Origin of the sequence: Brachyspira pilosicoli P43/6/78 (assembly GCF_000325665.1) — a bacterium.
Lineage (GTDB): Bacteria > Spirochaetota > Brachyspiria > Brachyspirales > Brachyspiraceae > Brachyspira > Brachyspira pilosicoli.
Genome location: NC_019908.1, coordinates 406499 through 432759, shown reverse-complemented (window position 1 = coordinate 432759; position 26261 = coordinate 406499). Strand labels below are relative to the sequence as shown.

Genomic DNA, 26261 nt, shown 5'->3' with positions numbered 1-26261 from the left:
AACATATATTATTTAATTTTGTAAATTATGAGAATAATAAGAATGAATAATAAAATATCATAAAACTTGACTTTTTTTATAATTCTATTATCATGAATAGTCAATATTTTAATGTATATAAAAATAGTATTTAGGCTATATTTAAAGGATAAAATCTAAAAAATGGCAGAAAAATTAAAAAAGAAAGATATTAAAGAAAATAACGAAAAATCTGATACCCTTTTAGATTATAGCAACAATGAAGAAGATAATACTACTTTTAACATAAAAGATGTAAAAATAATAAACGATGAAAGGCAAAACTGGCTCTACTACACGCGTGCACCTCTAATGGATAATTACAGAGACAATCTTTATAGAGAATATTTCAGCATATCAGTATTATTGTCATTACGCGGTGAAGGAAATGAAAAGAGCTTAGGACTTTCACTTAAACTTATAGACATAGAGAAAAAAAAGCAATTAAGAATTGTAGAGCTTGAGAGTTTTTTATTTTCTTGCGTTACTGGCGATAAACAAAAAATAGAAGATGAAGAATATAGAATAGAATTAGAAGATTTTGGCAGAGGCGAAGCTAAATTAATAAGATTTTTAAACAATTTATATGCTGATGCTTTACAAAATCAAGAAAACGGTAAATTGTGGTTTAAAGATTATAATGCTTATCAATGTTTAACTATGCTTAAAGAAGTAGCAAATATTAGATTAGAAAGCAAAGTTATAACATTCAGCGATGAAGTATTAAATATTATTATAGAAACATACTACAATGAAAACAAAGATTTAGTATTAGACATCAATATAAAAGATGTAGAGCTTAACAAGGTTTACACATTTGGTGAGAATTGCGATTATATACTCTATAAAGATATTTTTTATGAAACTAATCCGTCATATCCAAAAATAAAAAAACACATATTTAAAAAGCCTATAACTGTTAATAGAGCATATATTAAAGATTTTTGTTCGAGGGTGCTTCCAAACTTAAAAAAAGATTTCCATATCGAACTTCCAGAAAACATAAAAGAAAATGAAATATTAGCATTTCCTGCACAGGCATTATTGTTCTTGGACTATGACGGAAGCAATGTATTTTCTACTATAAAATTCAAATATGGTTCTTTTACTGTTGATCCTTATACTAATAAATTCACAAGCAGCAATATGTTTGATAATGAAGTAAATGAAATATATAGAGACAAAGAAAAAGAGGAATATTTTTGTAATACTTTATCTAAATATTTGGATAAGGTTGGAGATTATACTTTTGCTTCATCAGATGATGAGAAGATATTTTATTTATGCTATAAAATTTTACCTATGCTTCAGGATAAAGGCTGGACTTGTTTTTACAGTGAATCTTTTAAATCTCTCAAACTAAATGTAAAACCTCTTAAAATGAAAGTCTCTCTCACTAAAGACATTAACTTCTTTGAGATTAATTTTTCATTTGAAGGAGTTAAAGAGATACATGATTTATCAGATATTATAAAAGCTGTAAAAGTAGAAAACAAAGAATATATAAGGCTTCAAAACGGTTCATTTGTGCCGATAGATTTAGAGGTTATTGATTATATAGCAAAAATGCTTAAAGATAACCCTATAGAAAATGATGAAGATAATAGATATTTGCTTCCAATGTTTAGTGCTCCATACTTTGCTGATATGCTTGAAAAACATAGCGGTATAGAATTAGATTTAGATGACAGTGCAATAGAGACAATATCAAATATAAAAAGAGTTGATTATGATGAAGAGCCTCCAAAAAACATAATAGGAGAGTTTAGAAATTATCAGCTTATAGGGTATAAATGGCTTAGAAAACTTGCGGACATGTCATTAAACGGCATACTTGCAGACGATATGGGTCTTGGAAAAAGTTTTCAGACTATAGCTACAATCTTAAAGGAAAAAGAAAACGGGGAGAAACTCACTTCTTTAATAATAGCACCAACTTCATGCGTTGCCAATTGGTATTATGAAATAAAAAAGTTTGCCCCATCTCTTGAAGCAATAGTTTTAACAGGAAGCTTAAAATCAAGAATGAAAAAGATTAGGGCTGTAAGCAATTATGATGTAGCTATAATATCCTACTCTACTTTAAGAAGAGATGTAAAAGCACTTAGCGAAAACGAGTTTAATTATGTGATACTCGACGAAGCACAGCATATAAAAAACGCCAACACACAAAATGCAAAAACAGTAAAAAGCTTAAAATCATTAAAAAGGCTCGCATTAAGCGGTACGCCTATAGAAAACAGTATAAGCGAAATGTGGTCTATGTTTGATTTTTTAATGCCGGGCTTTTTGGGCAAGCATAAAGACTTTATTGAAGATTATGAAGCTCCTATTTTATCTGGCTTAGAAACATCAAATGAGGCTTTGGATAATCTCAAAACAAGAATAGCACCTTTTATATTAAGAAGACTTAAAACAGATGTACTTAAAGATTTGCCTCCAAAACACACTGTTGTAAATTACTGCGATTTAACTAAAGACCAAAAAGAGCTTTATATGTCAATACTTGAAGCTGCAAGAATAGAGATATTTGAAACAGTAAAAAGAAAAGGTTTTGCACAGTCGCATATAGAAATATTTTCAGCACTCACAAGGCTAAGACAAGTTTGCTGCCACCCAAGACTTATGCATCAAGATTTAAGAGGTGATAGTCATACAAGCGGTAAGTTTAATATGTTTATAGAGATGATTAGAGAGGCTATATCAGGCGGGCATAGTGTGTTGGTATTTAGTTCTTTCACAAGAATGCTTAATATTATGAGAGATGCGTTTAACAAGCTCAATATAAATTATCTTTATTTGGACGGCACCACAAAAAACAGAATGGATTTAGTACATAGATTTAATGCAGGAGAAGCTCCTATATTTTTACTTAGCCTAAAAGCAGCAGGCACAGGACTCACACTCACACAGGCAGACACTGTTATACATTATGATTTATGGTGGAATCCTGCAGTTGAAGACCAAGCAACCGACAGAGCATATAGAATAGGACAAAAAAGAGTGGTAACAAATTATAAACTAGTAACGAGAGGAACAATAGAAGAGAAGATTTTAGAGCTTCAAAACAAAAAAAGAGTGCTTATAGATACAGTAGTAGGCGATTCAATGGGCGATATTAATAAACTAAGCTGGGACGAAGTAAAGAATCTTATTAATTAAATTTTATATATAGCAACTAAAAATTATTTTAGTATATACTTAAAATTTTATATTTGCTCAAAATCTAGTTTTTTAATTTTAATTATTTTGCAGGGCTTTGCCCACCGCTGTGCGTACTTAGTAGCACCCCACTTCTTTTGCCGTAGACAAGGTACCTTTAGGTATGGGTGCAAAGGCGGGAAAAAGTTTAATAAAATAAAAACCTTTATAACAAAATATAATTTTTTAGATATATTAAAAAATTAATTAAACTTCTTTATCTTCTCTATCCAAGATTTGTATTCTTCGTCTGTAATCTCGTCTAATATATTAACATATGGGTTTAATTTTTGATGTAGCTTTGTAAAGTAGCTATTATCCCACTTTATAGGTTTTGTCCACATGCCTTCACTGTCCATTATAATAATAGGAGTGCCTTCAATTTGAGGTATATCCTCCGGAGAAATATCGCTATGCAAAATATTATCCAAATCAAGCTCTCCATTATCATCTTCTATTTTGTATGAACCGTCACTTTGTAAAGCATATATTGTATAGTATTGCTGATGAGCGGTTGTTTCAATAATCTCTTGAGAATACTCCTCCCCTCTTGCCACTTTATAAACCAACTCATTAAACTCAAAATTATCTATTCCATATCTCTTTAATAACTTTTTATTGTAAATCTCATTTTCAAGAAGCGTAATTAAATGAAAGCAATTATTAGTGTCAGCTGTTTCAATAAAAAATCCTCTCTCAACCTTTGGAGAAAGTACAAGTATTTTTGTTTTTAATGAAGCATCAATTCCAACATGCAAATATCTCATACTAGGAATATAAGTTTCTATATACTCTATATATTCAGTAGGCTCTAAACTTCTAAAATATTCACGAAGATTAAGATTGCCGCATGTTAAAGTCATAATCGCAGGTATCATAGTATCAATACCAGTAAAAGCAGCAAGTGCCTCATAATCTATTCTATACATTATATCAATATCTAAATTATCTATATCATCAGTTGTTAAATCATCTTCATCTATATTGTATGCCAAAGCAGCATCATTTATATATTTACAAGCATAATAAATATTTTTATAAAATAAATCTATTATTCTTTTGCCAATCTCTTCATCAATATTATCATCATGATAAAATGAATGTGCAATAAAATTAGAAGCACTAAAAGATTTTAATATATCCATATCATTAAGTGAAAGAGAAAGCTCTTTACATATTTTAGGCATATCATCAGAATGCTCTAATTCTTTTAATTTTAAAAACTTTTCATTTTTTTTAATTAATTTTGTATCTTGAACTTCATCTATATTTGACTTTTCTTTAGCATATTCCAAATAATCTTTTAAAATAGTATTCATAAATAATCCTAGTAAAAAATGGTAATATTTTAATTATATCATAAAAAAGAAATATATGGTATAACTAACACCAAAAAAATAGCATAAATCAAAGCAGGCAAAAAATCCCCCGTTTTAATTTTTGTGATATTAAGAAGATTAAGTCCTATCATCATAACAGTAGCTCCTCCAACAGCAGAAACCTCATTAAGCATAGTCTGAGAAACATAGGGCTCTAAAAAAGAAGAAAGCAAAGTTAAAGCTCCCTGATAAACAAATATACTAATCACAGAAAAAGCCACCCCTATGCCATAAACTGTTGTCATAAATATAGCAACAAAACCGTCTATCACGCTCTTAGTAAATATTAAATCATAATTGCCGTTAGTACCTGCTTGAAAAGAACCTACTATCGCCATAGAACCAGAACAAAAAAGTATTGATGATGTTAAAAAACCTAAACTAAAATTCCATGCATTATCTTTAAATGAAAAAGTCTTTTTTATGATTTTACCAAAAGATTCAATTTTCTCTTCTATAGAAAGCATAGTACCCGTAAGCCCTCCAAGCATAATAGATATAGCAAATATAAGTATATGCTCAGTAATAATAGCCATAGAAATACCTATAGTTAAAGATATTATACCCGCAGAAATAAATACAACTCTCTCATATTTTTTTGATAAATTATTTTTAAATATTATTCCAACAATAGAACCAATAAAAACAGTAATCATATTAACAAATACAGCCAACATATTTTTATCCTTATAAAAAATAATAAATTAATATACACTAATAATTTTATAAGTTTCTAAATAAAAAATCTAATTTTATAAAGAAACCATAATAATATTAAAAACTTTTTGCTACAGTAAAAATCTAATATAACTTTTGCAAAAAATATAGATTTAACAAAATACAATTCTTTAGTATATACAAATAAAAAAGGGCTCAACTTAATTATTTAAGTTAAACCCTTTGATATCTAAATCAAAATAATATTAGCTCCAAATAATAAGCTTCATATCAAATTTGTAACTCAAATCTTTATTGTATGGGTACATTCTTATAGCAAAACCACTCTGTCCGCTATTGTTACATACTAAAGCTCCGCTAAATGAATGTCTTCCATTACCTAAATCAGCAGAATGTTTCATTTCAATTATAGAAGGCTCTATAATCTCTTCTTTCATGCTTAATTTACCATAATAAAGCTCAACTCTCACAGAATCAGGTGCTATATCTCCAAGATTTACTATAGTTTTTATTTCAAATTTGCTTCCAACTTTTAAATTTCTTGAAGGCATCTCAGAAATAGTATTTTCAAAAGAAACCTTAGACCATTTATCATATATATTTTGTTTCCATTCTTTTAATGCTTTAGGCTTTTCAAAGTCATTTTTAATCATATGCAAATATCTTTTGCTTGCTTTATTATAGAACTTATTATAATAATCAGCAACCATTCTATTTGTAGAGAACACAGGACAAACAGTTTGCATACTCCATTTCATAGCAGCAACCCATTCACGAGGTATATCATCTCTTCCTCTGTTATTATAATAAAGAGGAATAATCTCATTTTCTAATACATTATATATAGCTTTACTTTCAACATCATCTTGATACTCTAAATCTGAATACTGCTCTCTATTACCAATAGCCCAACCATTTTGAGCATCATAAGCTTCGTCCCACCAACCATCTAATACACTGAAATTCAAACCACCATTAGGCGGAACTTTCATACCGCTTGTACCGCTAGCTTCTAAAGGTCTTCTTGGGTTATTAAGCCATACATCTACACCCTGAACCATATATCTTGCTACATTAATATCATAGTCTTCTAAAAATACTATATGATCTCTAAAATCTTCTCTTCTGCAAATTTCAGATATCTCTCTAATAAGCTCTTTACCGCCATTATCATGAGGGTGTGCCTTACCAGCAAATATTATCTGTACTGGTTTATCTTTATTGCTCAATATCTTCTTTAATCTATCTAAATCTCTAAATAATAAAGTTCCTCTTTTATATGTAGCAAATCTCCTTGCAAAACCAATAGTTAAAGCATCAGGCGACAATATTTGGTCAGCATGCTCTATTTCATTTTTTGTAAAGCCTCTATTTGTAATTTGAGATTTTAATCTAGTTCTGCAGAAATCAATTAATCTCTCTTTTCTTCTCTCATGAGTTTTCCAAAGTTCAGCATCAGGTATTCTTTGTACTCTTTCCCAAACCTCATGCTCTAAAGGCTTAGTTCTCCAACGAGGACCTAAATATCTATCTAATAAGTTTTGCATATCAAAAGAAATCCAGCTTAATGTATGAATACCATTAGTAATAGCATCAATAGGAAGCTCATCTTCTGGAACTCCTTTCCATATATCTTTCCACATAGCTCTTGAAACATGACCATGAAGCAAGCTTACACCGTTATTTTCAGCAGATAAATTAAGTGCCAAAACTGTCATACAGAAATTTTCTTTATTGTCATCAGGGTTAATTCTTCCAAGTCTTAAAAACTCGTCCATAGACATGCCAATATGCTTAACATACTCGCTGAAATATTTCTGTACCATATCTATAGGAAATACGTCGTTACCAGCAGGTACAGGTGTATGTGTTGTAAATACGTTAGAACTATAAACAACCTCTCTTGCCGCATTCTTATCAAGATGATTATTTTCCATAAGCTGTCTCATTCTCTCTAAAGAAAGAAAAGCACTATGTCCTTCATTCATATGATAAATAGTAGGCTTAATACCAAGTTTGTTTAATGCCTTAATACCGCCAATACCAAGAAGTATCTCTTGCTGTATTCTAGTCTCTAAATTACCGCCGTAAAGCTGAGCTGTAATATCTCTGTCTTCTACACTATTTTCTTCTATATTAGCATCTAAATAATAAAGCTCTATTCTTCCAACATTAGCCTTCCAAATTTGAGCATAAACTTTTCTTCCAGGCAAATCAACATCAACTTTCATTGTCTCGCCGTTTTTATCTAAAACCTTTTCTAATGCTAAATTAAAAAAGTCATTTTCTATATCATATTCCTGCTGCCAACCATCAGCATTTAAATACTGTCTAAAATAACCTTTTCTATATAAAAGTCCAACAGCAACAAAAGGCAAACCTAAATCACTAGCAGACTTTAAATGGTCTCCAGATAATATTCCTAAACCGCCGGAATAATTCGGCAAAGATTCATGCAATCCATATTCAAAAGAAAAATACGCAATCTTTTCATTTTTAGTTTTTTGAGAATCATCTAAACTATCATACCAAGTTTCTTGATTCATATATGTCTTAAACTCATCATAAACTTCAGCTAAGTTCATCATAGCTGCATCATCATGAAGCATAGTATCGAAACATTCTTGTGAAGATTCCCCTAAAAGTCTTATAGGATTATGGTCTTTTTTATCCCAGTTGTCAATATCTATGTTCCTCAACAAATTAATTGCTTTCTGATTCCAAACCCACCAAAAGTTTTTAGTTATCTCCATCAATGGTTCTAACTCTTTTGGCACAGAAGGTGAAACCATGTATTTACTTACTTTCATAAATATACCGCCCTTTAAAATTTAGATGTTTTAATTTTATAGTATTTTATAATAAAATCAATGTTTTTTATACATTACAAAATAATTATTACAATAAACTATATTTTATATTATCGCATTAATATGAAAAAACAAAAAATATTTTTTTTAATAACTAAAATTATATAATATAATTTCTCATTGACTTTTATTCTTCCTCATTTATAATCAATTTTCATTAATACATATTATGAGCTATATTTATTTTAGGATTTTAAAAAATGCAAGAAAATAATAAATTAATAAATAATATAGATAACATAAACATTAAAATAAGAAAAATATTAGAAAATAATTTAATAGCAAATTTAATTATTATTGCTATAGGTTTTATTGCATCATTAGCAATGAGTATATATTCTTATTTAAATATTGCTAAATTAATTGATAATGTTTATTCCACTACTAATTTTAATATTTTTTTTATAGATAGTTTTTATTTTTATATATTTTATTTTTTCTGTTTTAGTTTGATTTTCAATATTAATTCAAAGTTTAATTTAATAAATATTGTTATAATATTTTTATCTTTTTTATTTGTGTCGATTCTCAATTTAAGCACTACTTTCTTTGCTGTAATTAATACTATTGAAAATATGGAACTATATTCACAGTTTTATTATATTAAATATATATTTTCTGTTATCATATTTTTTATAATAATAGCTTTATCATATAATGGATTTCAAGTATTAAATTCTAAAACTATTTCAGAGTTTTTTACATTTTCTGCGGATATATCAATATTTGCATGTTTAATAGCAGGTGTAGTATCAACAGTATTTGGAATATTTGCAACGATAGTTATATTTTTGATAAAAGATATTTTTAATATTTTAGATGAAGAGATTATAATAAAATTAATAGTATTATCAATATCATTCTTAAGTTCAATATTTCCTTTTTTGGTATATATAGTCTATAAAAAAATGAAAACTAATATTTCTATATATTTATCAAGAATATTAATGCCTTTTAGTTTATTATTTATATTTATACTTTTGCTTCTTCTATTAATGCCTGATATAAGACCTTATGATAATAGAGTTACTTTTGTACTTTATAATATTATGCTTGCTGTAATTGTATTAAATATGTTCTTTGTAAGGGCTGATTATAAATCAAGTATATTTACTAAGGCTTTATATATTGTTCTTCCTATAGTAGCAATATTGTTTGATATATTAGTATTAACTTCTTCTTTGTATAGATTAGCAGAATACGGAATTACTCCAAACAAGATAACATTAGTAGGCACAAATTTAGTTATGCTTGGCAATTTAGTTTTTATAACATTTTTTAATATCAAGTCTATTTTAAATATTTTTAAAAACAATGAAGATATAAAAGATATTAAAAACATTACTATAGGAGACACTAAGAATGTGCTTTATATATATGTTTACGCAGCATGGGCTTTTATAGTATGTTTTATAATGCCTTTATTTTATATTTTCTTTAGTTGATATTTTTATAAAAATACCAATTGTTTTTTTATATATGATATTATAATTTCATATGATAATTAATTCATAAACCTAAAATATAAGGATATATCATATGAAAACTAAAATAGTTACAATTATTGCAGCTGTAATAATAATTTCAAATAATCTGTTTGCAGCATTTACATTAGATTTTCTTGCTAAACTTGGAGTTGTTGGAAGTTTTACAGATTTAACAGGAAGTGTACTTGAAGGAAGAGGAGATTTAAACTTACAATTGGGATATAATTTTCCAATAGGTACAAAATTGAAAGGTATAGACTTGTTATTTGATACAGGTATTAATTTTGGTTCTTTATCTGTAAAAAATAATCCAAGTGATAAATACAGTATAAATCAAATGGATATAATGGGTATCAATACTGGTTTAGCTTGTAAATTTGTAGTAACTCCTATATTTTTACCCAATGCCCTTAATACTAATCAATCTGCTGTTTATGGTATTTCTGCTGGAGCTAGATTTATACCTTTCATAGATGACATTAATGAAAAGCCTAATCAAGTTCCTATATCATTATACGTTAATTTATCTGTTGAGAGAAGAATATATACTTATGACAATCGTGCTTTTGTAGTAGGTGCTAATATTTTTTACGAATATATGTTTTTTAATAAAAATGATGTGTCAAAACTATTTGCTTCAAGAAATATAAATCAGCACCATTCTATTGGTGCATTAATTAGCGTGGGATTTCATTTTGGAGAAAATTAAAAATAAATAAAGGGCTTGCAAAATATACAAGTCCTTTAATTTAATCATAACAATATTTTTTAAATATAATCAATCATCTGTATTAACTTTAAAATATTCTAGTTCAGATGATAAATTATTAGCTCCATCTACAATCTCTTTTCCTAAAATAGAGCTTTTGTTTGCTAATTCTGAGTTCTCCTGAGTAATCTCATTTAATTCATTCATAGCAACATTAATTTGTCTTACACTATCTTCCTCTTCAGAAGCCGCTTCATATATATTAACTAATATGTCTGAAACCTCTTTAGCCGATTTTTCTATCTCTAGAAGTATCGCTAAAGATGATTTAACTGACTCATCTCCAATTTCTATTTTGGCAACTGTTTTTTCTATAATGTTAGTAATATTACCAGCAGCCTCATTAACATTTTGTGCCAACGCTCTAATCTCAGAAGCTACAACAGCAAATCCCCTTCCCTGCTCTCCTGCACGAGCCGCTTCAACTGCCGCATTTAGTGCTAATATGTTTGTCTGAAAGGCTATTGATTGTATTAATTTTGTAATATTAGAAATCTCTTTACTAGATTCAGAAATCTCCATCATATTATGAGATATTTCATTAACAGCATCAACTCCATGTTGAGTAGACTCAGTAACCTTAGAACTCATATTCTTAGCTTCAAATGAACTCTTTGAAGTATTTGATATAGCTGTAAATAAATTTTCTATAGAGCTTGTCATCTCCTCAACAGCAGCAGCCTGAGATGAACTTCTATTTGATAAATCATCAATTCCGCCTGATATTTCTTCAGAAGAAGCATTGATAAGAGATATATTAGTTTTTAATTTAGAAAGTATCTCATACATTAGTTTTTGCATATCATTAATAGAATTTGATAAAACTCCTGCAACATCTTTTCTTGCTAAATCTTTTTTATTAAATTTATTATCAAACTTACCCTCTTTCATAAGCTTCATTATATCAATAGCCCTGTATAAATTATTAGATAAAGGTATTACTATTTTTGCTACTAATAAACATTCCAAAATTATAAGGAGAACTATACATAAAAATAAAGAAAGCATTAAAAAATTAAATTGTGAATAAAACGGCTTAGCACTTCCTCTAAATACTAATAACCAAGGAGCATTATCTACTTTTTGAATAGAATACCATTCATCTTTTACAATATTCAAATCACCAACATGCGATAATAAATTGCCGCTAAAATTAGCAAACGTTTTATAAGTAAATAAATTATTTGTTTCATTTAATATATAATTATCATTGGTATGAGTCATAAAAATACCATTCTCAGAAACAATATAAACCTCTTCTTTATAATTCTTTTTTAAACTTTCTGCTATACCGTTTATATTATCAAAATCTATAGCACATACGCCTTTTAATGAGTTATTAGTATAAACCGCCTTTGAAAATGTTACAGTAAGATTTTTAGATACATAATCAATATAAGGATTGCTTATCATTATATCATTAGTAGCTACAGCAGCTCTATACCAATCTCTTGAAGTTTGGTCATATGTTGTTGGAAAAGGTTCTAATGAATTTATAAAAATACCTCCTCTGGAATAAGGAACAGTATCTCCAAAATAAAGATTTAAATAACCTGAATCAAGCTTCTGAACATTGGTTAAGAAATTTCCAACCTCAACTAAACTAGGATTAGATTCTAAATAGGCTCCCATAACATATATGGTATTTTTTAATTCATCAACATAACTTTCGTTCTTGTTTTTGTCTTCTAATAATTCTAAATATCTCTCATTTAAGAATCTTTCCCTATACAAGGGTTTATAAATAATAAAAATTGCTACAAATAATAGTAATAAAAATATTATAATAGGTGCTATAAATTTCACCATTAATAAATTTTTCATAAATAAACCCCTATATAAAATTAAAACCGTTAGGCTTAGATGATAACTGTTATTAGAAATAAAGTCAAAAGCTAAATTAAAATTTTTTTAAAAAAATTATTTTATAAAACGCTATACTATGTAATTTAGTAAGATATAAGTAAATTACATATTTACAAAATAATTTTTAACTACTATAAAAAACTACTTACTGTATTTTTCTAATATATTTTGCATTTCATCCTCAAACTCTATATAGAATTTTAAATCTTCATTATTTATAGATGGGTCTGCTCCGTTTTTTAATAAAAGCTCAAATATATCATTTTTGTGATTTTTAGCAGCTACAATTAATGCAGTATTTCCTTCAGGATCATACATATCAAGATCAGCATTATTTTCTATAAAAAATTCTAGAAGATTAATATTATCTCTCCTTACAGCCATCATTAATGGAGTATATCCGTCCCTTCCTTTTTTATTAATATCTGCATTATTATCTAATAATATCTTTGCAATCTCTCTCTTTTCTACAACAGTTAAAGCTGTAAGTCCCCTATCATCTTGAAAGTTAACATCTCCGCCTTCAGATATATATTTATTTATTTCATCAGTTTTGGAATATAAAACATCAAAAATAAATTGAGTATTTTTTTTATATTCATCATCATGATATTTACTAAAAATTTTATACATCTCATCATTCCAATTTTCATCTGCATAATATGAACATCTTCTTCCATAACCATCTCTTGCAAATACATCAGCTTTATTTTCTATTAAAATTTTTACTATATTAATATGATTATGCATAGCCGCAAGAATTAAAGCAGTGTAGCCTGATTTAGTTTGAATATTAATATCAGCATTATGCTCTATTAATAAGTTTAATATTTTTTTAGCATTGTGGGAAGCAGCATACATTAAAGGTGTAGCATTTTCATTATCTAAAGCATTTACATCAGCTCCCCTTTTTATAAACTCTAAAGCTATATCAAAATTATCATCATTACTAGCAACATATTCTAAAGCTGTTTTATTTAAATAATTTTTAAAATTAACATCAGCATTATTCTCTAATAATATTTTTATTATTTCTTTATGATGAAACTCTGAAGCTAAAATCAAAGCATTAGAACCTATTGAATCATCTGATTCATCTATTGTATTATTAATATCAATTCCTTCAGCAATATATTTTAAAACTTTATCAATATTATTTTCAGCAGCAGCATATAAAAATTGTATCTCTCTAGAGGAAGCTTCTTTTATTAAATCTGCTATTTCTTTTACATAATTATTTCTTTTATATGCAATATCTAATGCAGTTTTTGAAGATTCATTTTTTAATGTTAAATCAGGTTTATATTTAAGAAGAAGTTCAACAATATCTCTATTTTTTTCTTCTACTGCATACATTAGAGGCGTTTCTTTTCTATGGTCTGATAAATTTATGTCGGCATTATGCTCCAACAATATTTTTACTATATCATAAGAATCAGCATCACAGGCTAATATTAAAGGAGTCTTTTTAAATTTATCTTGCACATTTATATTAGCATTATATTCAAGAAGAAGTTTAACTCCTTCAATATTTCTTCGTTCACATGCATTAAGCAAGGCGGTATTCCCATTATAATTATTTGTTAATTCCGTATCAGCACCGTTTTCTAATAAAGTCCTCATAAAATCTTTTTTTTCTTCATCGTAAGAAGCAAGCATCAATGCCGTAGAGCCTTTGCTATTTTGAGCATTTATATCTGCACCATATTCTAATAATAATTTTATTATTTCTATACTAGGGTTGTTTTCTATAGAAATATAATATATAAACGCTGTTTCTCCTCTTTGATTTTTATAATTAGGGTCATAGCCGTTTTCAAGTAATATTCTCACTATTTCAGTATAATTTTGACTGCAAGCTATCATCAATGTTGTTAAATAATTTTTTTCTAATTTAGTCTCTATATACATATCAGCTTTATGTTCAAGAAGAATTTTAACGACATCTAAATTGCCATAAATACATGCATATATCAAAGCAGTATAATTATAATTATTAGTTATATCTACAGAAGCATTATACTCCAATAAAAGTTTTACTATGTCAGTATTTCCTTTATAAGAGGCAATCATTAAAGGAGTGTATCCTTCTTCATTCTTAAAATCAATTTCAACATCTTTTTTTTCAACATCATTTTTATTATTGTCAATTAATATTTTTGCTATTCCAAATACATTTATATTTATATAATTATCTTTATTCAATAAATATTTTATTTTCTGAATGTCCCCATCTTCTACAGCGTTAAAAAATTCAATTTTTTCTTTATTTGTAAACACTATGAATCCTAAATTTATAAATTTTTAAATAAGAAATAAAGTTCTATAATACTTATAGATAGTATATTAAAAAATAAATAAATATCAATAAATATATGCTTATAGAGTAAAAACATAGAAAAAATCTTATAAATACATAATAAACATAACATTTTCCAAAAAATTATAAAAAAATATCTAAAGCTGTCAAAAAAAATTAATAATTAATTAGCATCAACCGATAATATATACTAGTTCAAGGATGGACTAATAAACAATTTTCACGGAGGAACCATATGGTTATCAATAATAATATCAGTGCAATAAATGCACAAAGAACTCTTAAATTCCGCCAAGTAGATTTAAGAAAAGACGCAGCTCAAATTTCTAGCGGTATGAGAATCAACCAAGCTGGAGATGATGCTAGTGGATTAGCAGTATCTGAGAAAATGAGAACTCAGATTCGCGGTTTACGTCAAGCTGAAAGAAACACTCAAGACGGTATATCTTTCATTCAAACTACTGAAGGTTACTTAGAAGAAACTACTAATATCCTTCAAAGAATTCGTGAATTAGCTATACAAGCAGCTAACGGTATCTATACTGATGAAGACAGACTTTATGTACAAATCGAAGTTTCTCAATTAGTAGATGAAATCGACAGAGTTGCTTCACAAGCTCAATTCAACAAACTTAACATGTTGACTGGAAGATTTGCTAGATCTACAGGAGAAAATACTCCTACAGCTTCTATGTGGTTACATATCGGTGCTAATATGGACGAAAGAAAACGTGTTTATATTGGTACTATGAACAGCCAAGCTCTTGGACTTAAAAATCCAGTTGGACCTGCTACTACTGCTACTTTCATTAGTGTTTCTAGCCCTAATAAAGCTAATACAGTTATAGGTATGGTTGATGAAGCTCTTCTTAAAGTATTAAAACAAAGAGCTGACTTGGGTGCTTATCAGAACAGATTAGAAATGACTGCTCAAGGCTTAATGGTAGGCTTTGAAAATATGCAGGCTTCTGAAAGCAGAATTCGTGATACAGATATGGCTGAAGCTTCAGTTAAACTTGCTAAAGACCAAATTCTTAACCAAGCTAACTTGTCTATGCTTGCTCAAGCTAATCAGTTACCACAAGGTGCTCTTAGATTATTACAATAATAATAGCCTAATAGCTTAAAAATAAAAAGGGTGATGCTTTACTGCTTCACCCTTTTTTATTATATTAAATTTATTTTAACTATTTAAACCATCAAAAAAACACAAATCCCAATTACAAAAATACTATACTAACAGTTTATTACCATCTTAAATTGATTGGATATCTCCTTCTTTATAGCCTGCAAACTCTGTGAAATTGATGATTGACTCACATTAAAAATCTTAGCCAACTCAACCTGACTCTTACCCTCTGAAAATAATTTTAATAATTGCTTTTGCTTTGGTGAAAGTATTGCTACAACTAAATTTGAAAGCCTCTCATATTCTACATAACTCAAGCTATTTGTATAAAGTATATTCTCCAAATCTTTATCAGTTAATACCACTTCCCTACAATAATCCCTATTTTTCTTAAACTCCCTCTTTCCGTATCTAATCTTTTTTAACATCTCATCGCATAATTTTACACATGTATTATATTTAGGACATAAATTACACATTATCAATACTCCTTTAGTACATATAAAATATCTTCTAAAAGCATAGCTGAATATTCAATAGATGTATCAAAATTAAGCTTCTTTACAGCATTATCAACATCTACCCTCATTATAACCCAATCCTCCCAATTAACTTTTTTATTGTAAAAATAATCATCATCGTCAATATTATCTAGTATTATTTTTACAAGTTTTTTGTTATAATTTTTAAACTTTCTTGTTGGCGGTTTATTCATAATAGCTCTCCCAAACTAATGTATAGCAATATACTGTATATTACTATAGTAGTTTTATATACTATATACTCTTTTTTTTCAATAGCTATTTTGAGCTTTTTTAACATTTTTTTATATTTTTTGTTTTTTGATTGTAATAGTTAATAAATATATATAAGAGCAGCATGATGATAAAAGAAGAAAATAAATACATATGTAAATGTAAAGAATTATCCATTGAAGAGATAGAAACATTAAAAAAAGAATACGGATTAAAAACACTAAAAGATATAGTAAAGAAGACAAAAGCAGGCACAGCTTGCGGAGGATGCAGAAATCGCTTAAAGGAGCTATTTAAAGATAATTTAAGATAAAAACATTATAATTCTACATATCCTCTATATGCGTATCTTGCTTCACCTTTCATAAATACATTATTATCTTTATAAGTTAATATCAAATCTCCTCCTAAAAGGTGATTGAGTATAATATTATCAGTTCTTTTGCTAATAAATCCAGCCACACAAACAGCCGAAGCACCAGTACCGCATGCTAAAGTTTCAGCACTTCCCCTCTCCCAAGTTCTTTGTATAACTTCTCCCCTATTAAGAACCTGCACAAACTCTACATTTGTTCTATTTGGAAACATAGGATTATTTTCCATAAAACTTCCAATATCATCAATTCTCATATTTTTAACATCATCTACAAATATAACACAATGAGGATTGCCCATAGATACACAAGTAAAATAATAAGTTTTTCCATTAAAAGTAATAGGCTCATCTATTATTGGAGTTTTATCTATAGTAGTTGGTATTTTTAATCCTTCAAGTATAGGAGAGTCCATATTTATCTCAACGCTATCAACTTCATCATTTTTTATAAATAAATTAGCCTCCAAAACGCCCCTTAATGTTTCTATTTTCATTGGATTATTTTTTGATATATTATTATCATAAGCATATTTTGCCACACATCTTATACCATTTCCGCACATTTCAGATTCAGAACCGTCATAATTAAACATTCTCATAGTTACATCAGCTATTTTACTCGGCATTATTAAAACAATACCATCAGCACCAATAGAATAATGTCTATGACTTAAAATTGGAGAATATTTTTTGGCATCTTCAACTGTAAAACTCTCTTTAAAACAATCTATATATATATAATCATTGCCTATGCCATGCATTTTAGTAAAATTCAAAGTCATAATAATAAACTCCAAAACATAAAAAATATTTATTTATTTTACTTTAATTTCTATAGTTTTAGCTTTTACCCTGCTGTTTGAAACAGTTACTGTTATAGAGCCTTTTTTGTTATTAGATTTTACCCAGAAAGAATAATATCCGCCCTCAAGTACAGGGTTATCATTTCCTATTAAAGAACCAGAACCTTTAACTTCTATCTTTATAGCTTCGTTAATATATGGAAGTCTGTTTCCTATAGAGTCAATAGCCTTTACTGTTATTCTTGTAGCGTCCCAAGCAGAACCGTTGCTTACAGCATTAATTTCTTTATCATCAGCAATTACTTCCAACTCTTTGAAAGTAGGATTTTTTAGGAAATGTTTCTCTATTACAGCATTGCCGTCAATATATCCCACAACTTTAGCATCTTCCCAATTCATAGCACTAACACCAGGAATATTTCTCTCCATTTGTATAATAACAGGAGCATGTTTCAAACCTTGATATTTTGCAGAAGCAGGATATTCTTTTGCTAATAATTCATTTTTATAATAAAACTCCACATAATCACAATTTGTAGCAACCATTAAAGGAGATATTCCTCCTATAGCTCTCTCACCTCTTGCATATATAGTGATAGGCTCTAATACAACACAATCTTTTTTATTCATCTGTGAAGAGTATACGCTTGCAGCCAATTTTTTATTTCTAAACATATCGCAAACGCCATGATAACATATTCTATCACCCGAACCAAAATCATAATGAGTATGATAATCAAAAGCACACCAGCCAGTAGAACCAGATATACTCTCATCTATAGCAACAGCATTAATAACATCAAAATGTCTTTTAGTATGCTCAATCAAACGTTCCTCAGAGTCTTGCATCTTTGTAGGAAACATATGTCCATTATATTCTGTTATCATATAAGGCACGTTTTTATCTAATTTTGTAACAAACTTTTGAGCTCTTATAGGGTCATTAACTCCATCGCAATTAAAGTCATTCATAGTATATACATCTTCTAAAAGCTCACTTCCCATTATATATCTAACACCGCCTGTTTGTCTTGTTTTATCCAACTTATGAGCTACTTTATTAGTTTCTTTGTAGAAGCTATGATTATCCTGACTCTCATTAATTCTCACTCCCCATATAATTATAGAAGCATGATGAAAATCTCTCTCTATCATATCTTTTACATTTTCTATAGAAACCTTCTGCCAATCTTTATCACCTATATGCTGCCAGCCTGGTATCTCTTCAAAAACCATTAAGCCTATTTCATCGCATCTATTTAAAAAATGTCTTGAAGCAGGATAATGCGAAGAGCGAACTATATTAAGTCCCAAATCAAACTTTAGTATATCAGCATCTTTTTTCTGCATTCTCTCAGGCATAGCATAACCAACATAAGGAAAACTCTGATGTCTGTTTAATCCTCTTAATTTTATTTTTTCACCATTCAAAAAGAATCCGTTATCTCTAAACTCAACATCTCTAAAACCAATATTTACACTAACAGCATCTTCATTAGAAAGAGAAGCCTCAAGTCTGTAAAGTCTAGGATTATCAATATCCCAAAGCTCTATTCTGTCTGTATCAATATATTCTTTTATATTTATATCAGTAAATAACTCATCTTTCTTTAGAGTAATTTCTTTTTTTATTTCGCATATATGATATTCTCTGTTATAGAGATTAATAAATAAAGTTTCTTTTTTGTCTTCTTTTTTGCTGTTTCTTATTCTCACTTTTCCAGTTATATTTTGTTTAGCGTCCCCTATAATCATAATATTTTCTATAGACACTTCATCAACTACAATAATTTGTACTTCTCTATATATACCGCCGTAGCATAAATAATCTATTTCATTTCCAAAAGGAGGAATATCTTTTCTCTCTGTGCTGTCAACTTTAACTGCTATAATATTTTCTCCATCAACTAAAGAATCTGTAATATCATAAATAAAAGGTAAATACCCACCTTTATGTTCACCAAAGCTCTTAGCATTTACAAATACTTCTGCAGCAGCCATTACTCCTTCAAAGTTAATTAAAACTCTCTTATTTGCAAAATCTTTTTTATTATAATTAAATATATTTTGATATCCAGCAACAAGCCAAGTATCAGACTCATCAAAATAATGAAGAGGTATTTCTTTTACAGTATGAGGCAAAGTTATGGTTGTTGATTTTAGAATGGTGTTTTTTATATCATCATTCCACTTTTCTAAAAACTTCCAATTAGTATTAAAATCAATTACTTTTCTCATAATAGCTTTACTCCGATAAGGCTTATAATTTTTATTATTAAATATAGATTTTATTATTTAAATAACAAAAAATCAATTATAATTTTATCATTTTTTAACAAATAACTAAAAAAATAAAATTATCTCATAGGCTTGAAAAAAAAAATCTTATATTATAAACTACTATATATTTTAAAAGGAAAGAGCGGGTAAAAGATGAAAAAAGTTATTATAGCACTATTATTTATTTTTAGTATTAATGTATTTGCAATAGACGATATGTTAGACAAAGATAATATGCATAACCTTATAGACGGAGTAAACTCTACAAGAGCTGGAAGCGATAGAATAAGCACTATTTATAACTTTTCTCCGCTTATGAATCATAACAGACCTTTTAAGCTTGGTGTTTCTATATTAGATTTAAGATATATGTTTGATAATACAATCACAAACTCTAAAGGAGAGCAGAACTTTGCAATAGCTCCTAAAGGTTTTATTGGTTTAAGCTATGGAATATTCGGCATAGGTTATCAATTTAATTTATACAATAATTTAAACGAAAAAAATGCTCCTATAATATCAACACACTCAGCATCTTTTGGCTTTGCAACAGATAAATACAGATTATCAGTTCCTGTGTCTTTTGGTGTTGCTGATGGAAGCCGTTATGGTGCTAAATTAGCTATAAGCACAACTCCTAAATTTACATTTTTATTTAGAGGCGGCTTATTAGATGAGTTTACTATATCATTACATTATGGAATACAATTATCTTCAATTACAAATAATATAACAGACACATCAGTTGCTCCTATGGTGATAGGCGGAAGTTTGTACGGTACAGTTATGCTTTCAAGATTTGACAGTGCACCTGTACAGATAAGTTTGCCTATAAAACTTGCTTTCTATTATGGTATAAAGAGCAGATGGGCTACTATTGATGCTGCTTATGCTGAAGATATGCTATTTAATTATTTATACAATGAAGATGGAGAGCGTGCTACAGACAGTATGCGTTTTTATATAATGCTTCCTGCTAAATTTGAATCTAAACTTGGAGCTATATATTATTATATAATGCCAAGACTTATGTTTGAAGGAAATATTTATAAAACTACTGGATTATATAAACTTTATTATGGTATAGAAGGCGAATTGCAAGTTACCCTAATAGAGAATCTTACATTCGGTCTTACGGCATATGCTGATGGTCAGGGCTTAATGCGTAAAGACAAAGATTTTGAAATTAATAATGCTTTTGGTGCTGGAATAGATATTTGGGGTATATGGAGATACTAATATTGTAATTTTCACTCAATAAAATATAATACTCTATAAAAAATATGGAGTATTATAAGTGAATATTTTAGTTATAAATGGAAGCCCCAAAGGAAACGGCAGCATTACATTACAAACATTGCTTTTTTTAGAGAAAGCTTTTACAAATCATAGTTTCTCTTTTTTAAATGCTGCTCAAAAAGTAAGATACTACGAAAAAAACTTTAATGAAGTAGAAAAAGAAATAAACAAAGCAGATATTATAATATTTGCCTACCCCGTTTATACTTTTTTAGTGCCGTATCAACTGCATAGGTTTATAGAATTATTAAAAGAAAAGAATATTGATTTATCTCAAAAATATGCTACACAAGTATCAACATCAAAACACTTTTATGATACAACAGCTCATAAGTTTGTAGAAGAAAATTGTTTGGATTTGAATCTTAAATATATCAAAGGGTTTTCTGCTGACATGGACGACTTGCTTACAAAGAAAGGTCAGGAAGAGGCTATAGAGTTTTTTAATTATTTAATATTTTCTGCTCAAAATAATATAAACTCTAATAATAATGATAATAAAGAAAAAAATAATATTAATATTTATAAAAGACAAGTTGAAACAACATCTATTAAAGATGAAAATAAAGACGTTGTTATAGTTACAAACTGTGCTAAAGATGACACTAATTTAAGAAATATGATAGAAGATTTTAAGGCTATGTTTAATTACAGCACAAGGGAGATAAATATTAGAGAGTATAAATTTCATGGTGGCTGTATGGGGTGTTTTGGCTGTGCTATTACGGGTAAATGTGTTTATAAAGATGGATTTGATGAGTTTCTAAGAAGAGAGATACAAAAGGCTAATGCTATTATTTATGCTTTTACTATAGAAAATCATTATACACATTCTAGTTTTAAGATTTATGAAGATAGGCAATTTTGTAATGGACATAGAATGGTTACTGAAGGTATGCCTGTTGGATATATTGTAGCGGGTGATTATGACAAAGAATATAATTTACAAACTCTAATTGAAGCACGCTGTGAAGTTGGAGGAAATTTCTTAACTTATGTTGCAAACGACAATAAAGACAACACTTTAGAAGAATTAAAAAAACTCTCTCAAACTATGAATTATGCTATACTAAATAAATGCTCACGACCAAAAAACTTTTACGGCGTAGGAGGAATGAAAATATTTAGAGATTTAATATATATTATGCAAGGAATAATGAAAGCTGACCATAAATATTATAAAAAACATAATATATATGATTTCCCTCAAAAACAAAGAGGAAGAATGCTTCAGATGAAATTAGCAGGATATTTAATGTCTATTCCAAGCGTACAGAAGAAGATGAGAGGCAAAATGAATCAATATATATTAATGCCGTATAAAAAAATAATAGATAATACTTGCAAAAAAATAAATTAATAATTATAAAATAATGATATTACATAATTTTTTTAGTATTGTTTTTATTATTAGTTTATAATACAATAAATCATTATTACAAATTTATTTTAGGGGTAGAATAATGATTACAGGTATATCATCAACTAGTAATACCAATAAATATGTGCAAAGTATAGGCGGTGTAGAAGTTACAGTTACAACCGACCTTACAGAAAAAACTACAACCATAAATGTGGCTGCAAAAGTAACAGGCGGGGCTTTAAACGCTCAAGCTTAAAATAAATATTTATAACAATATAATTTTTGGGGATTTATGAAAAATATTTTTTTTATTTTACTAGCTTTATTCTCTTGTAAGCTTTATTCTTTAACAGATGATGAAGTAAAATTTTTAAAAGCATGCGAAAATGGAAAATATGAAACCGTTATAACTATGCTAGATAGAAAGGTAAATGTAAATGTTACAACAGAAGACGGACTTACTGGTTTAATGCTTGCTTCGCATAAGGGATATCCGAATATAGTAAAACTTCTTATACGACATAATGCTGATGTTAATATAGTGGATAATGTTGGATATAATGCTTTGATATTTGCTGCTTCAGAGGGAAGAAATGATATTGCTAAAATGCTTATAAAGGCAAAAATAAATATTAATGCAAAAAACAGCTATGGAGAAAATGCTTTGCATGTGGCTTCATACAAACTCTATAGCAATGTTGTTCAAACTCTAATTGACTCTGAAATAGATATTAATGCGGTAAATAATGATGGAGATAATGCTTTGATGATGGTTTTCATGTCGGCTGCTACAAGAGAAGAGATGATGCCTACTATTGAAATACTATGTAAAAACGGTATAGATGTTAATGCTAAAGATAAAAATGGAGAATCTATAATAGCATATATAAGAGCTAACTATAAAAAAGGTGATGCTTTAATAGAATATTTACAACAATATGGTGCTGTAGAATAATTAATACGCTTGAATTTTTATATTTTTATTATATATTATATCAATCATGGAAAATAATATAAATGAAAATATAAATGTTCAGCCTCAGGAACAAAACTCTAATAATGATTCTAATTCAGCATCATTGCCTAATAATGAGTTTAAAGTTTCTCTATCAAGCATAGATTATGAAGGTCCTCTTTCAATACTATTTGATATGCTTAAAAGAAGCGAGAAAAATATATACGAAGTTTCAATACTAGAAATAATTGACCAGTTTATAGAATACTTAAAAGAGCAAGCGGCATTAAATTTAGATTCTACAGGCGAGTTTTTAGTAGTAGCTTCAGATTTTCATTTATACAAATCAAAAATGCTGCTTCCTCATGATATGGACGATGATAAGTTTACAGATAGGCTTAAATTTGAAATAGTAGAGCAGATGCTTGAGTTTCAAAGATATAAAATGGTTTCTGAAGAGCTTGATAGGCTTCAAGAATATTCAGACTCTATATTCGAAAGAAAAGATACAGAAAGAGTTAAGTTTTTTCAAAATAACAGCAGCAATGAAGATAATGAAATGGCTTGGAAAGATGTTACTCTTTATGATTTGGTATATGCTTTTACAAAGGTGCAATTTGTGCCTGAAACAGATTTGGCTGTGCTTTCTGGTATGTCTAATTTCCATATAGATAATGCTATTGATATGATAAGAATAAAATTAGCTGAAGAAGATGTATTTCCATTTATAGTTTTATTTAAAGATGGTGTTACAAAGAGACAGCTTGTTACATTCTTTCTTGCTATGCTTGAACTTGTTAAGGAAAAAGAGATTTTATTGAAACAAGACATAAAATTCGGCGATATTTACGTATTTAAAAGAAAAGATAATAATAATAATAATAATAATAATAATAATAATGAACCTAATCAGGATTTAAATAATGAATGAAAATAAATTTAACAATGGCTATATATTTGCCATACTAGCAGTTATAATATGGAGTACAAATTTTGTAGCTGCAAGATACCTCACAGGCTTATCCCCAATAGAAATATCATTTTACAGATGGCTTGTTACTTTCTTGGTCTTAACTCCTTTTTGTATAGTAAGTTTAATAAAAAATATTCATCTTTTAAAAGGTTTATGGATAAAAATTATAATAATTTCAGTATTGGGTATTACTATTTTTAATACTTTTGTATATTTGGCAGCTCATACTTCTAATGCCACTAATATGTCTTTAATAGCAACATTATCCCCTATTATAATAGCTTTGATAAGCAGAGTTCTATGGAAAAAACATTTAAGCAAACCTCAAAAACAGGGATTATTTATAATTATTTTAGGTGTTATTATTTTACTTACAAAAGGAAGCATAGAAGTTATAAGCAAATTAAAATTTTCTATAGGCGATTTATATATGATTTTCGCTGTAATATTATTTGCAGTATATACTCTAACATTAAGAATTAAACCTAAAGACTTCCCTCAAACTACTTTTTTCTATCTCATGGTAGCAATAGGTCTTATTCCATTAGCAATATTAATGATTCCTAAATATATTAATAATCAAGCACATATTCTAAACTTTAATTTAGCAATTGTGCTTATATATATTGGTATATTTCCTTCAGCTATGGGATTTATATTTTGGAATATAGCAGTATCCAAAATAGGTGCAATGAAAGCAAGCATAATATATGATTCTGTACCTTTCTTCTCTACAGTTGGTGCTATTATTTTACTTCATGAAAAACCATATATAGCACAAATAATAGGAGGAGCTTTAATATTAATTGGAATTATATATTCATCTCTTGCTGATAATAATAAAAAAATAATTACGAAATAATTTTATGTATTGATTTTTCTATTATATCCATTTTCTCTTCATATGCATTAGTATTTTCTATTCTTTGAATGCCGTCATAAGCCTGCCATAATGAGACTAATGATATATAATCCTCATCTCTATCTTCTTCTTTGTAATTACCATACACAATAGATGAAAGTACGCATTCAAAATCACTAGTTATTGACTTATATATATTTATAGCCCTTTCATTATCCTCAATCTCTTCAAAGCAAATTGCTGTTTTTATCATATCAGGTCCAATCAATGCCCTATAGTCTTGCATAACATTAGCAGTAATATAACTTTTATAATGCATAACCTCTGCCCTGCTTCTAGCATCTCCTGCCATCTCTGAAAACAAAGCAAGTACATCAAATATATTTCTATATACTGAAGAAGATTTTATTATATTGATTTTATCTTTATCAAAATTTGAAACTAAATTATGTGATATTACAGATATAGATTCATAAATATATTTTATTATTATATTTAATTCCTCTTGATACTTACCAAAATATAAAGCAAAAATAAACCTTACAAAGTCTCCATATAGTAAAGCATTATTTATATTCGTATCAAAAGTAATATTTTTAATAGAGTTAATAGTTTTGTATTTGAATAATTCATCTATAACTTTTATTACACTTCCATCATCATAATAATGAAGCTTTGAATATTCCGCTACAAATAACTCTATAGCATTCAGCTTTCTTTTATTATTATCTGCACTAAACTCTCTTAAATAAGATTCTATAGTTGATTTAGCCAAAAAAGTATTTGAAGAAGATATTGCTTTTAATATATCCGAATATTCTCCTTCAAATAATTCTTTTTTTAAAGTTACAATTTCTTTATTATCTGGCATAAATATA

Annotated in this window: 21 protein-coding genes; 11 read left to right on the top strand and 10 right to left on the bottom strand. The window is 28.0% G+C overall.

Annotated elements, in window-relative coordinates:
- Positions 1-162: 162 nt before the first annotated feature.
- Complete coding sequence (locus tag BPP43_RS01900) at positions 163-3180, top strand: DEAD/DEAH box helicase (protein WP_013243168.1); 3018 nt, start codon at positions 163-165, stop codon at positions 3178-3180.
- Positions 3181-3422: 242 nt separating this feature from the next.
- Here the strand turns inward: BPP43_RS01900 and BPP43_RS01895 are convergent, their stop codons facing one another.
- The 3 genes from BPP43_RS01895 to glgP all read right to left on the bottom strand — a co-directional run bounded on the left by BPP43_RS01895 (position 3423) and on the right by glgP (position 8086).
- A complete protein-coding gene (locus BPP43_RS01895) occupies positions 3423-4538 on the bottom strand; it encodes a hypothetical protein (protein WP_015273996.1) in 1116 nt (371 codons plus the stop codon).
- Positions 4539-4576: 38 nt separating this feature from the next.
- Entirely contained in the window at positions 4577-5275 is a 699-nt protein-coding gene (locus tag BPP43_RS01890; RefSeq protein WP_015273995.1) for a DUF554 domain-containing protein, read from the bottom strand.
- Positions 5276-5521: 246 nt separating this feature from the next.
- The gene (gene glgP, locus BPP43_RS01885) at positions 5522-8086 is read right to left on the bottom strand and encodes an alpha-glucan family phosphorylase (RefSeq protein ID WP_014936102.1); all 2565 of its coding nucleotides are present in this window, start codon (positions 8084-8086) and stop codon (positions 5522-5524) included.
- A 260-nt stretch (positions 8087-8346) separates the two neighbouring features.
- Here glgP and BPP43_RS01880 point away from each other — a divergent pair, with 260 nt between their 5' ends.
- Both BPP43_RS01880 and BPP43_RS01875 read left to right on the top strand, forming a co-directional pair.
- Complete coding sequence (locus BPP43_RS01880) at positions 8347-9591, top strand: hypothetical protein (protein WP_015273994.1); 1245 nt, start codon at positions 8347-8349, stop codon at positions 9589-9591.
- Positions 9592-9685: 94 nt separating this feature from the next.
- Positions 9686-10342 (top strand): hypothetical protein, encoded by a 657-nt coding sequence (locus BPP43_RS01875; protein ID WP_015273993.1) that lies wholly within the window; start codon positions 9686-9688, stop codon positions 10340-10342.
- 69 nt (positions 10343-10411) lie between these two features.
- On the opposite strand, the gene BPP43_RS01870 is transcribed toward BPP43_RS01875, so the two are convergent.
- Both BPP43_RS01870 and BPP43_RS01865 read right to left on the bottom strand, forming a co-directional pair.
- Positions 10412-12226 carry a methyl-accepting chemotaxis protein gene (locus tag BPP43_RS01870; protein WP_015273992.1) on the bottom strand — a complete coding sequence of 605 codons (1815 nt, stop codon included), beginning with the start codon at positions 12224-12226 and terminating at the stop codon, positions 10412-10414.
- A gap of 183 nt (positions 12227-12409) precedes the next feature.
- Complete coding sequence (locus BPP43_RS01865) at positions 12410-14548, bottom strand: ankyrin repeat domain-containing protein (protein ID WP_015273991.1); 2139 nt, start codon at positions 14546-14548, stop codon at positions 12410-12412.
- 275 nt (positions 14549-14823) lie between these two features.
- On the opposite strand from BPP43_RS01865, the gene BPP43_RS01860 reads away from it, so the two are divergent.
- Positions 14824-15696 (top strand): flagellin N-terminal helical domain-containing protein, encoded by an 873-nt coding sequence (locus BPP43_RS01860; protein ID WP_013243178.1) that lies wholly within the window; start codon positions 14824-14826, stop codon positions 15694-15696.
- A 128-nt stretch (positions 15697-15824) separates the two neighbouring features.
- Here BPP43_RS01860 and BPP43_RS01855 read toward each other — a convergent pair whose 3' ends face one another.
- Both BPP43_RS01855 and BPP43_RS01850 read right to left on the bottom strand, forming a co-directional pair.
- Positions 15825-16196, bottom strand: coding sequence for an ArsR family transcriptional regulator (locus BPP43_RS01855; RefSeq protein ID WP_013243179.1), 372 nt, complete (start codon positions 16194-16196; stop codon positions 15825-15827).
- Between the two features lie 2 nt (positions 16197-16198).
- A complete protein-coding gene (locus BPP43_RS01850) occupies positions 16199-16432 on the bottom strand; it encodes a hypothetical protein (protein ID WP_013243180.1) in 234 nt (77 codons plus the stop codon).
- A gap of 167 nt (positions 16433-16599) precedes the next feature.
- Here BPP43_RS01850 and BPP43_RS01845 point away from each other — a divergent pair, with 167 nt between their 5' ends.
- Positions 16600-16785 (top strand): (2Fe-2S)-binding protein, encoded by a 186-nt coding sequence (locus BPP43_RS01845; RefSeq protein ID WP_014932944.1) that lies wholly within the window; start codon positions 16600-16602, stop codon positions 16783-16785.
- A gap of 5 nt (positions 16786-16790) precedes the next feature.
- Here the strand turns inward: BPP43_RS01845 and dapF are convergent, their stop codons facing one another.
- The gene (dapF, locus tag BPP43_RS01840) at positions 16791-17630 is read right to left on the bottom strand and encodes a diaminopimelate epimerase (RefSeq protein ID WP_013243183.1); all 840 of its coding nucleotides are present in this window, start codon (positions 17628-17630) and stop codon (positions 16791-16793) included.
- A gap of 33 nt (positions 17631-17663) precedes the next feature.
- Entirely contained in the window at positions 17664-19889 is a 2226-nt protein-coding gene (locus BPP43_RS01835; protein ID WP_015273989.1) for a glycoside hydrolase family 2 protein, read from the bottom strand.
- Between the two features lie 195 nt (positions 19890-20084).
- Between BPP43_RS01835 and BPP43_RS01830 the strand changes: the two genes are divergently transcribed.
- The 6 genes from BPP43_RS01830 (at position 20085) to BPP43_RS01810 (ending at position 25383) form a co-directional block, all read left to right on the top strand.
- Positions 20085-21170, top strand: a complete 1086-nt coding sequence (locus tag BPP43_RS01830; RefSeq protein WP_013243185.1) for a hypothetical protein — start codon at positions 20085-20087, stop codon at positions 21168-21170.
- A 58-nt stretch (positions 21171-21228) separates the two neighbouring features.
- Positions 21229-22590 (top strand): NAD(P)H-dependent oxidoreductase, encoded by a 1362-nt coding sequence (locus BPP43_RS01825; protein ID WP_015273988.1) that lies wholly within the window; start codon positions 21229-21231, stop codon positions 22588-22590.
- A 103-nt stretch (positions 22591-22693) separates the two neighbouring features.
- Complete coding sequence (locus BPP43_RS11700) at positions 22694-22849, top strand: hypothetical protein (RefSeq protein WP_014932940.1); 156 nt, start codon at positions 22694-22696, stop codon at positions 22847-22849.
- A gap of 36 nt (positions 22850-22885) precedes the next feature.
- Positions 22886-23548, top strand: a complete 663-nt coding sequence (locus BPP43_RS01820; protein ID WP_013243188.1) for an ankyrin repeat domain-containing protein — start codon at positions 22886-22888, stop codon at positions 23546-23548.
- A gap of 46 nt (positions 23549-23594) precedes the next feature.
- A complete protein-coding gene (locus BPP43_RS01815; RefSeq protein WP_015273987.1) occupies positions 23595-24479 on the top strand; it encodes a segregation and condensation protein A in 885 nt (294 codons plus the stop codon).
- Entirely contained in the window at positions 24472-25383 is a 912-nt protein-coding gene (locus BPP43_RS01810) for a DMT family transporter (RefSeq protein WP_015273986.1), read from the top strand. The genes BPP43_RS01815 and BPP43_RS01810 overlap by 8 nt, the downstream gene beginning before the upstream one ends.
- Here BPP43_RS01810 and BPP43_RS01805 read toward each other — a convergent pair.
- On the bottom strand, positions 25373-26254 hold the full coding sequence (locus BPP43_RS01805) for a hypothetical protein (RefSeq protein WP_015273985.1): 882 nt from the start codon (positions 26252-26254) through the stop codon (positions 25373-25375). The two genes, BPP43_RS01810 and BPP43_RS01805, sit on opposite strands and share 11 nt — an antisense overlap.
- Positions 26255-26261 lie beyond the last annotated feature (7 nt).

Bases quoted from the DNA above. Each gene is read 5' to 3' on its own strand.
- BPP43_RS01900 (WP_013243168.1), top strand. From the start codon at position 163: ATGGCAGAAAAATTAAAAAAGAAAGATATTAAAGAAAATAACGAAAAA.
- dapF (WP_013243183.1), bottom strand. From the start codon at position 17,630: ATGACTTTGAATTTTACTAAAATGCATGGCATAGGCAATGATTATATA.
- BPP43_RS01860 (WP_013243178.1), top strand. From the start codon at position 14,824: ATGGTTATCAATAATAATATCAGTGCAATAAATGCACAAAGAACTCTT.
- BPP43_RS01810 (WP_015273986.1), top strand. From the start codon at position 24,472: ATGAATGAAAATAAATTTAACAATGGCTATATATTTGCCATACTAGCA.
- BPP43_RS01835 (WP_015273989.1), bottom strand. From the start codon at position 19,889: ATGAGAAAAGTAATTGATTTTAATACTAATTGGAAGTTTTTAGAAAAG.
- BPP43_RS01820 (WP_013243188.1), top strand. From the start codon at position 22,886: ATGAAAAATATTTTTTTTATTTTACTAGCTTTATTCTCTTGTAAGCTT.
- BPP43_RS01845 (WP_014932944.1), top strand. From the start codon at position 16,600: ATGATAAAAGAAGAAAATAAATACATATGTAAATGTAAAGAATTATCC.
- BPP43_RS01890 (WP_015273995.1), bottom strand. From the start codon at position 5,275: ATGTTGGCTGTATTTGTTAATATGATTACTGTTTTTATTGGTTCTATT.
- BPP43_RS01895 (WP_015273996.1), bottom strand. From the start codon at position 4,538: ATGAATACTATTTTAAAAGATTATTTGGAATATGCTAAAGAAAAGTCA.
- BPP43_RS11700 (WP_014932940.1), top strand. From the start codon at position 22,694: ATGATTACAGGTATATCATCAACTAGTAATACCAATAAATATGTGCAA.
- BPP43_RS01875 (WP_015273993.1), top strand. From the start codon at position 9,686: ATGAAAACTAAAATAGTTACAATTATTGCAGCTGTAATAATAATTTCA.
- BPP43_RS01870 (WP_015273992.1), bottom strand. From the start codon at position 12,226: ATGAAAAATTTATTAATGGTGAAATTTATAGCACCTATTATAATATTT.
- BPP43_RS01850 (WP_013243180.1), bottom strand. From the start codon at position 16,432: ATGAATAAACCGCCAACAAGAAAGTTTAAAAATTATAACAAAAAACTT.
- BPP43_RS01880 (WP_015273994.1), top strand. From the start codon at position 8,347: ATGCAAGAAAATAATAAATTAATAAATAATATAGATAACATAAACATT.
- BPP43_RS01830 (WP_013243185.1), top strand. From the start codon at position 20,085: ATGAAAAAAGTTATTATAGCACTATTATTTATTTTTAGTATTAATGTA.
- BPP43_RS01815 (WP_015273987.1), top strand. From the start codon at position 23,595: ATGGAAAATAATATAAATGAAAATATAAATGTTCAGCCTCAGGAACAA.
- BPP43_RS01855 (WP_013243179.1), bottom strand. From the start codon at position 16,196: ATGTGTAATTTATGTCCTAAATATAATACATGTGTAAAATTATGCGAT.
- glgP (WP_014936102.1), bottom strand. From the start codon at position 8,086: ATGAAAGTAAGTAAATACATGGTTTCACCTTCTGTGCCAAAAGAGTTA.
- BPP43_RS01805 (WP_015273985.1), bottom strand. From the start codon at position 26,254: ATGCCAGATAATAAAGAAATTGTAACTTTAAAAAAAGAATTATTTGAA.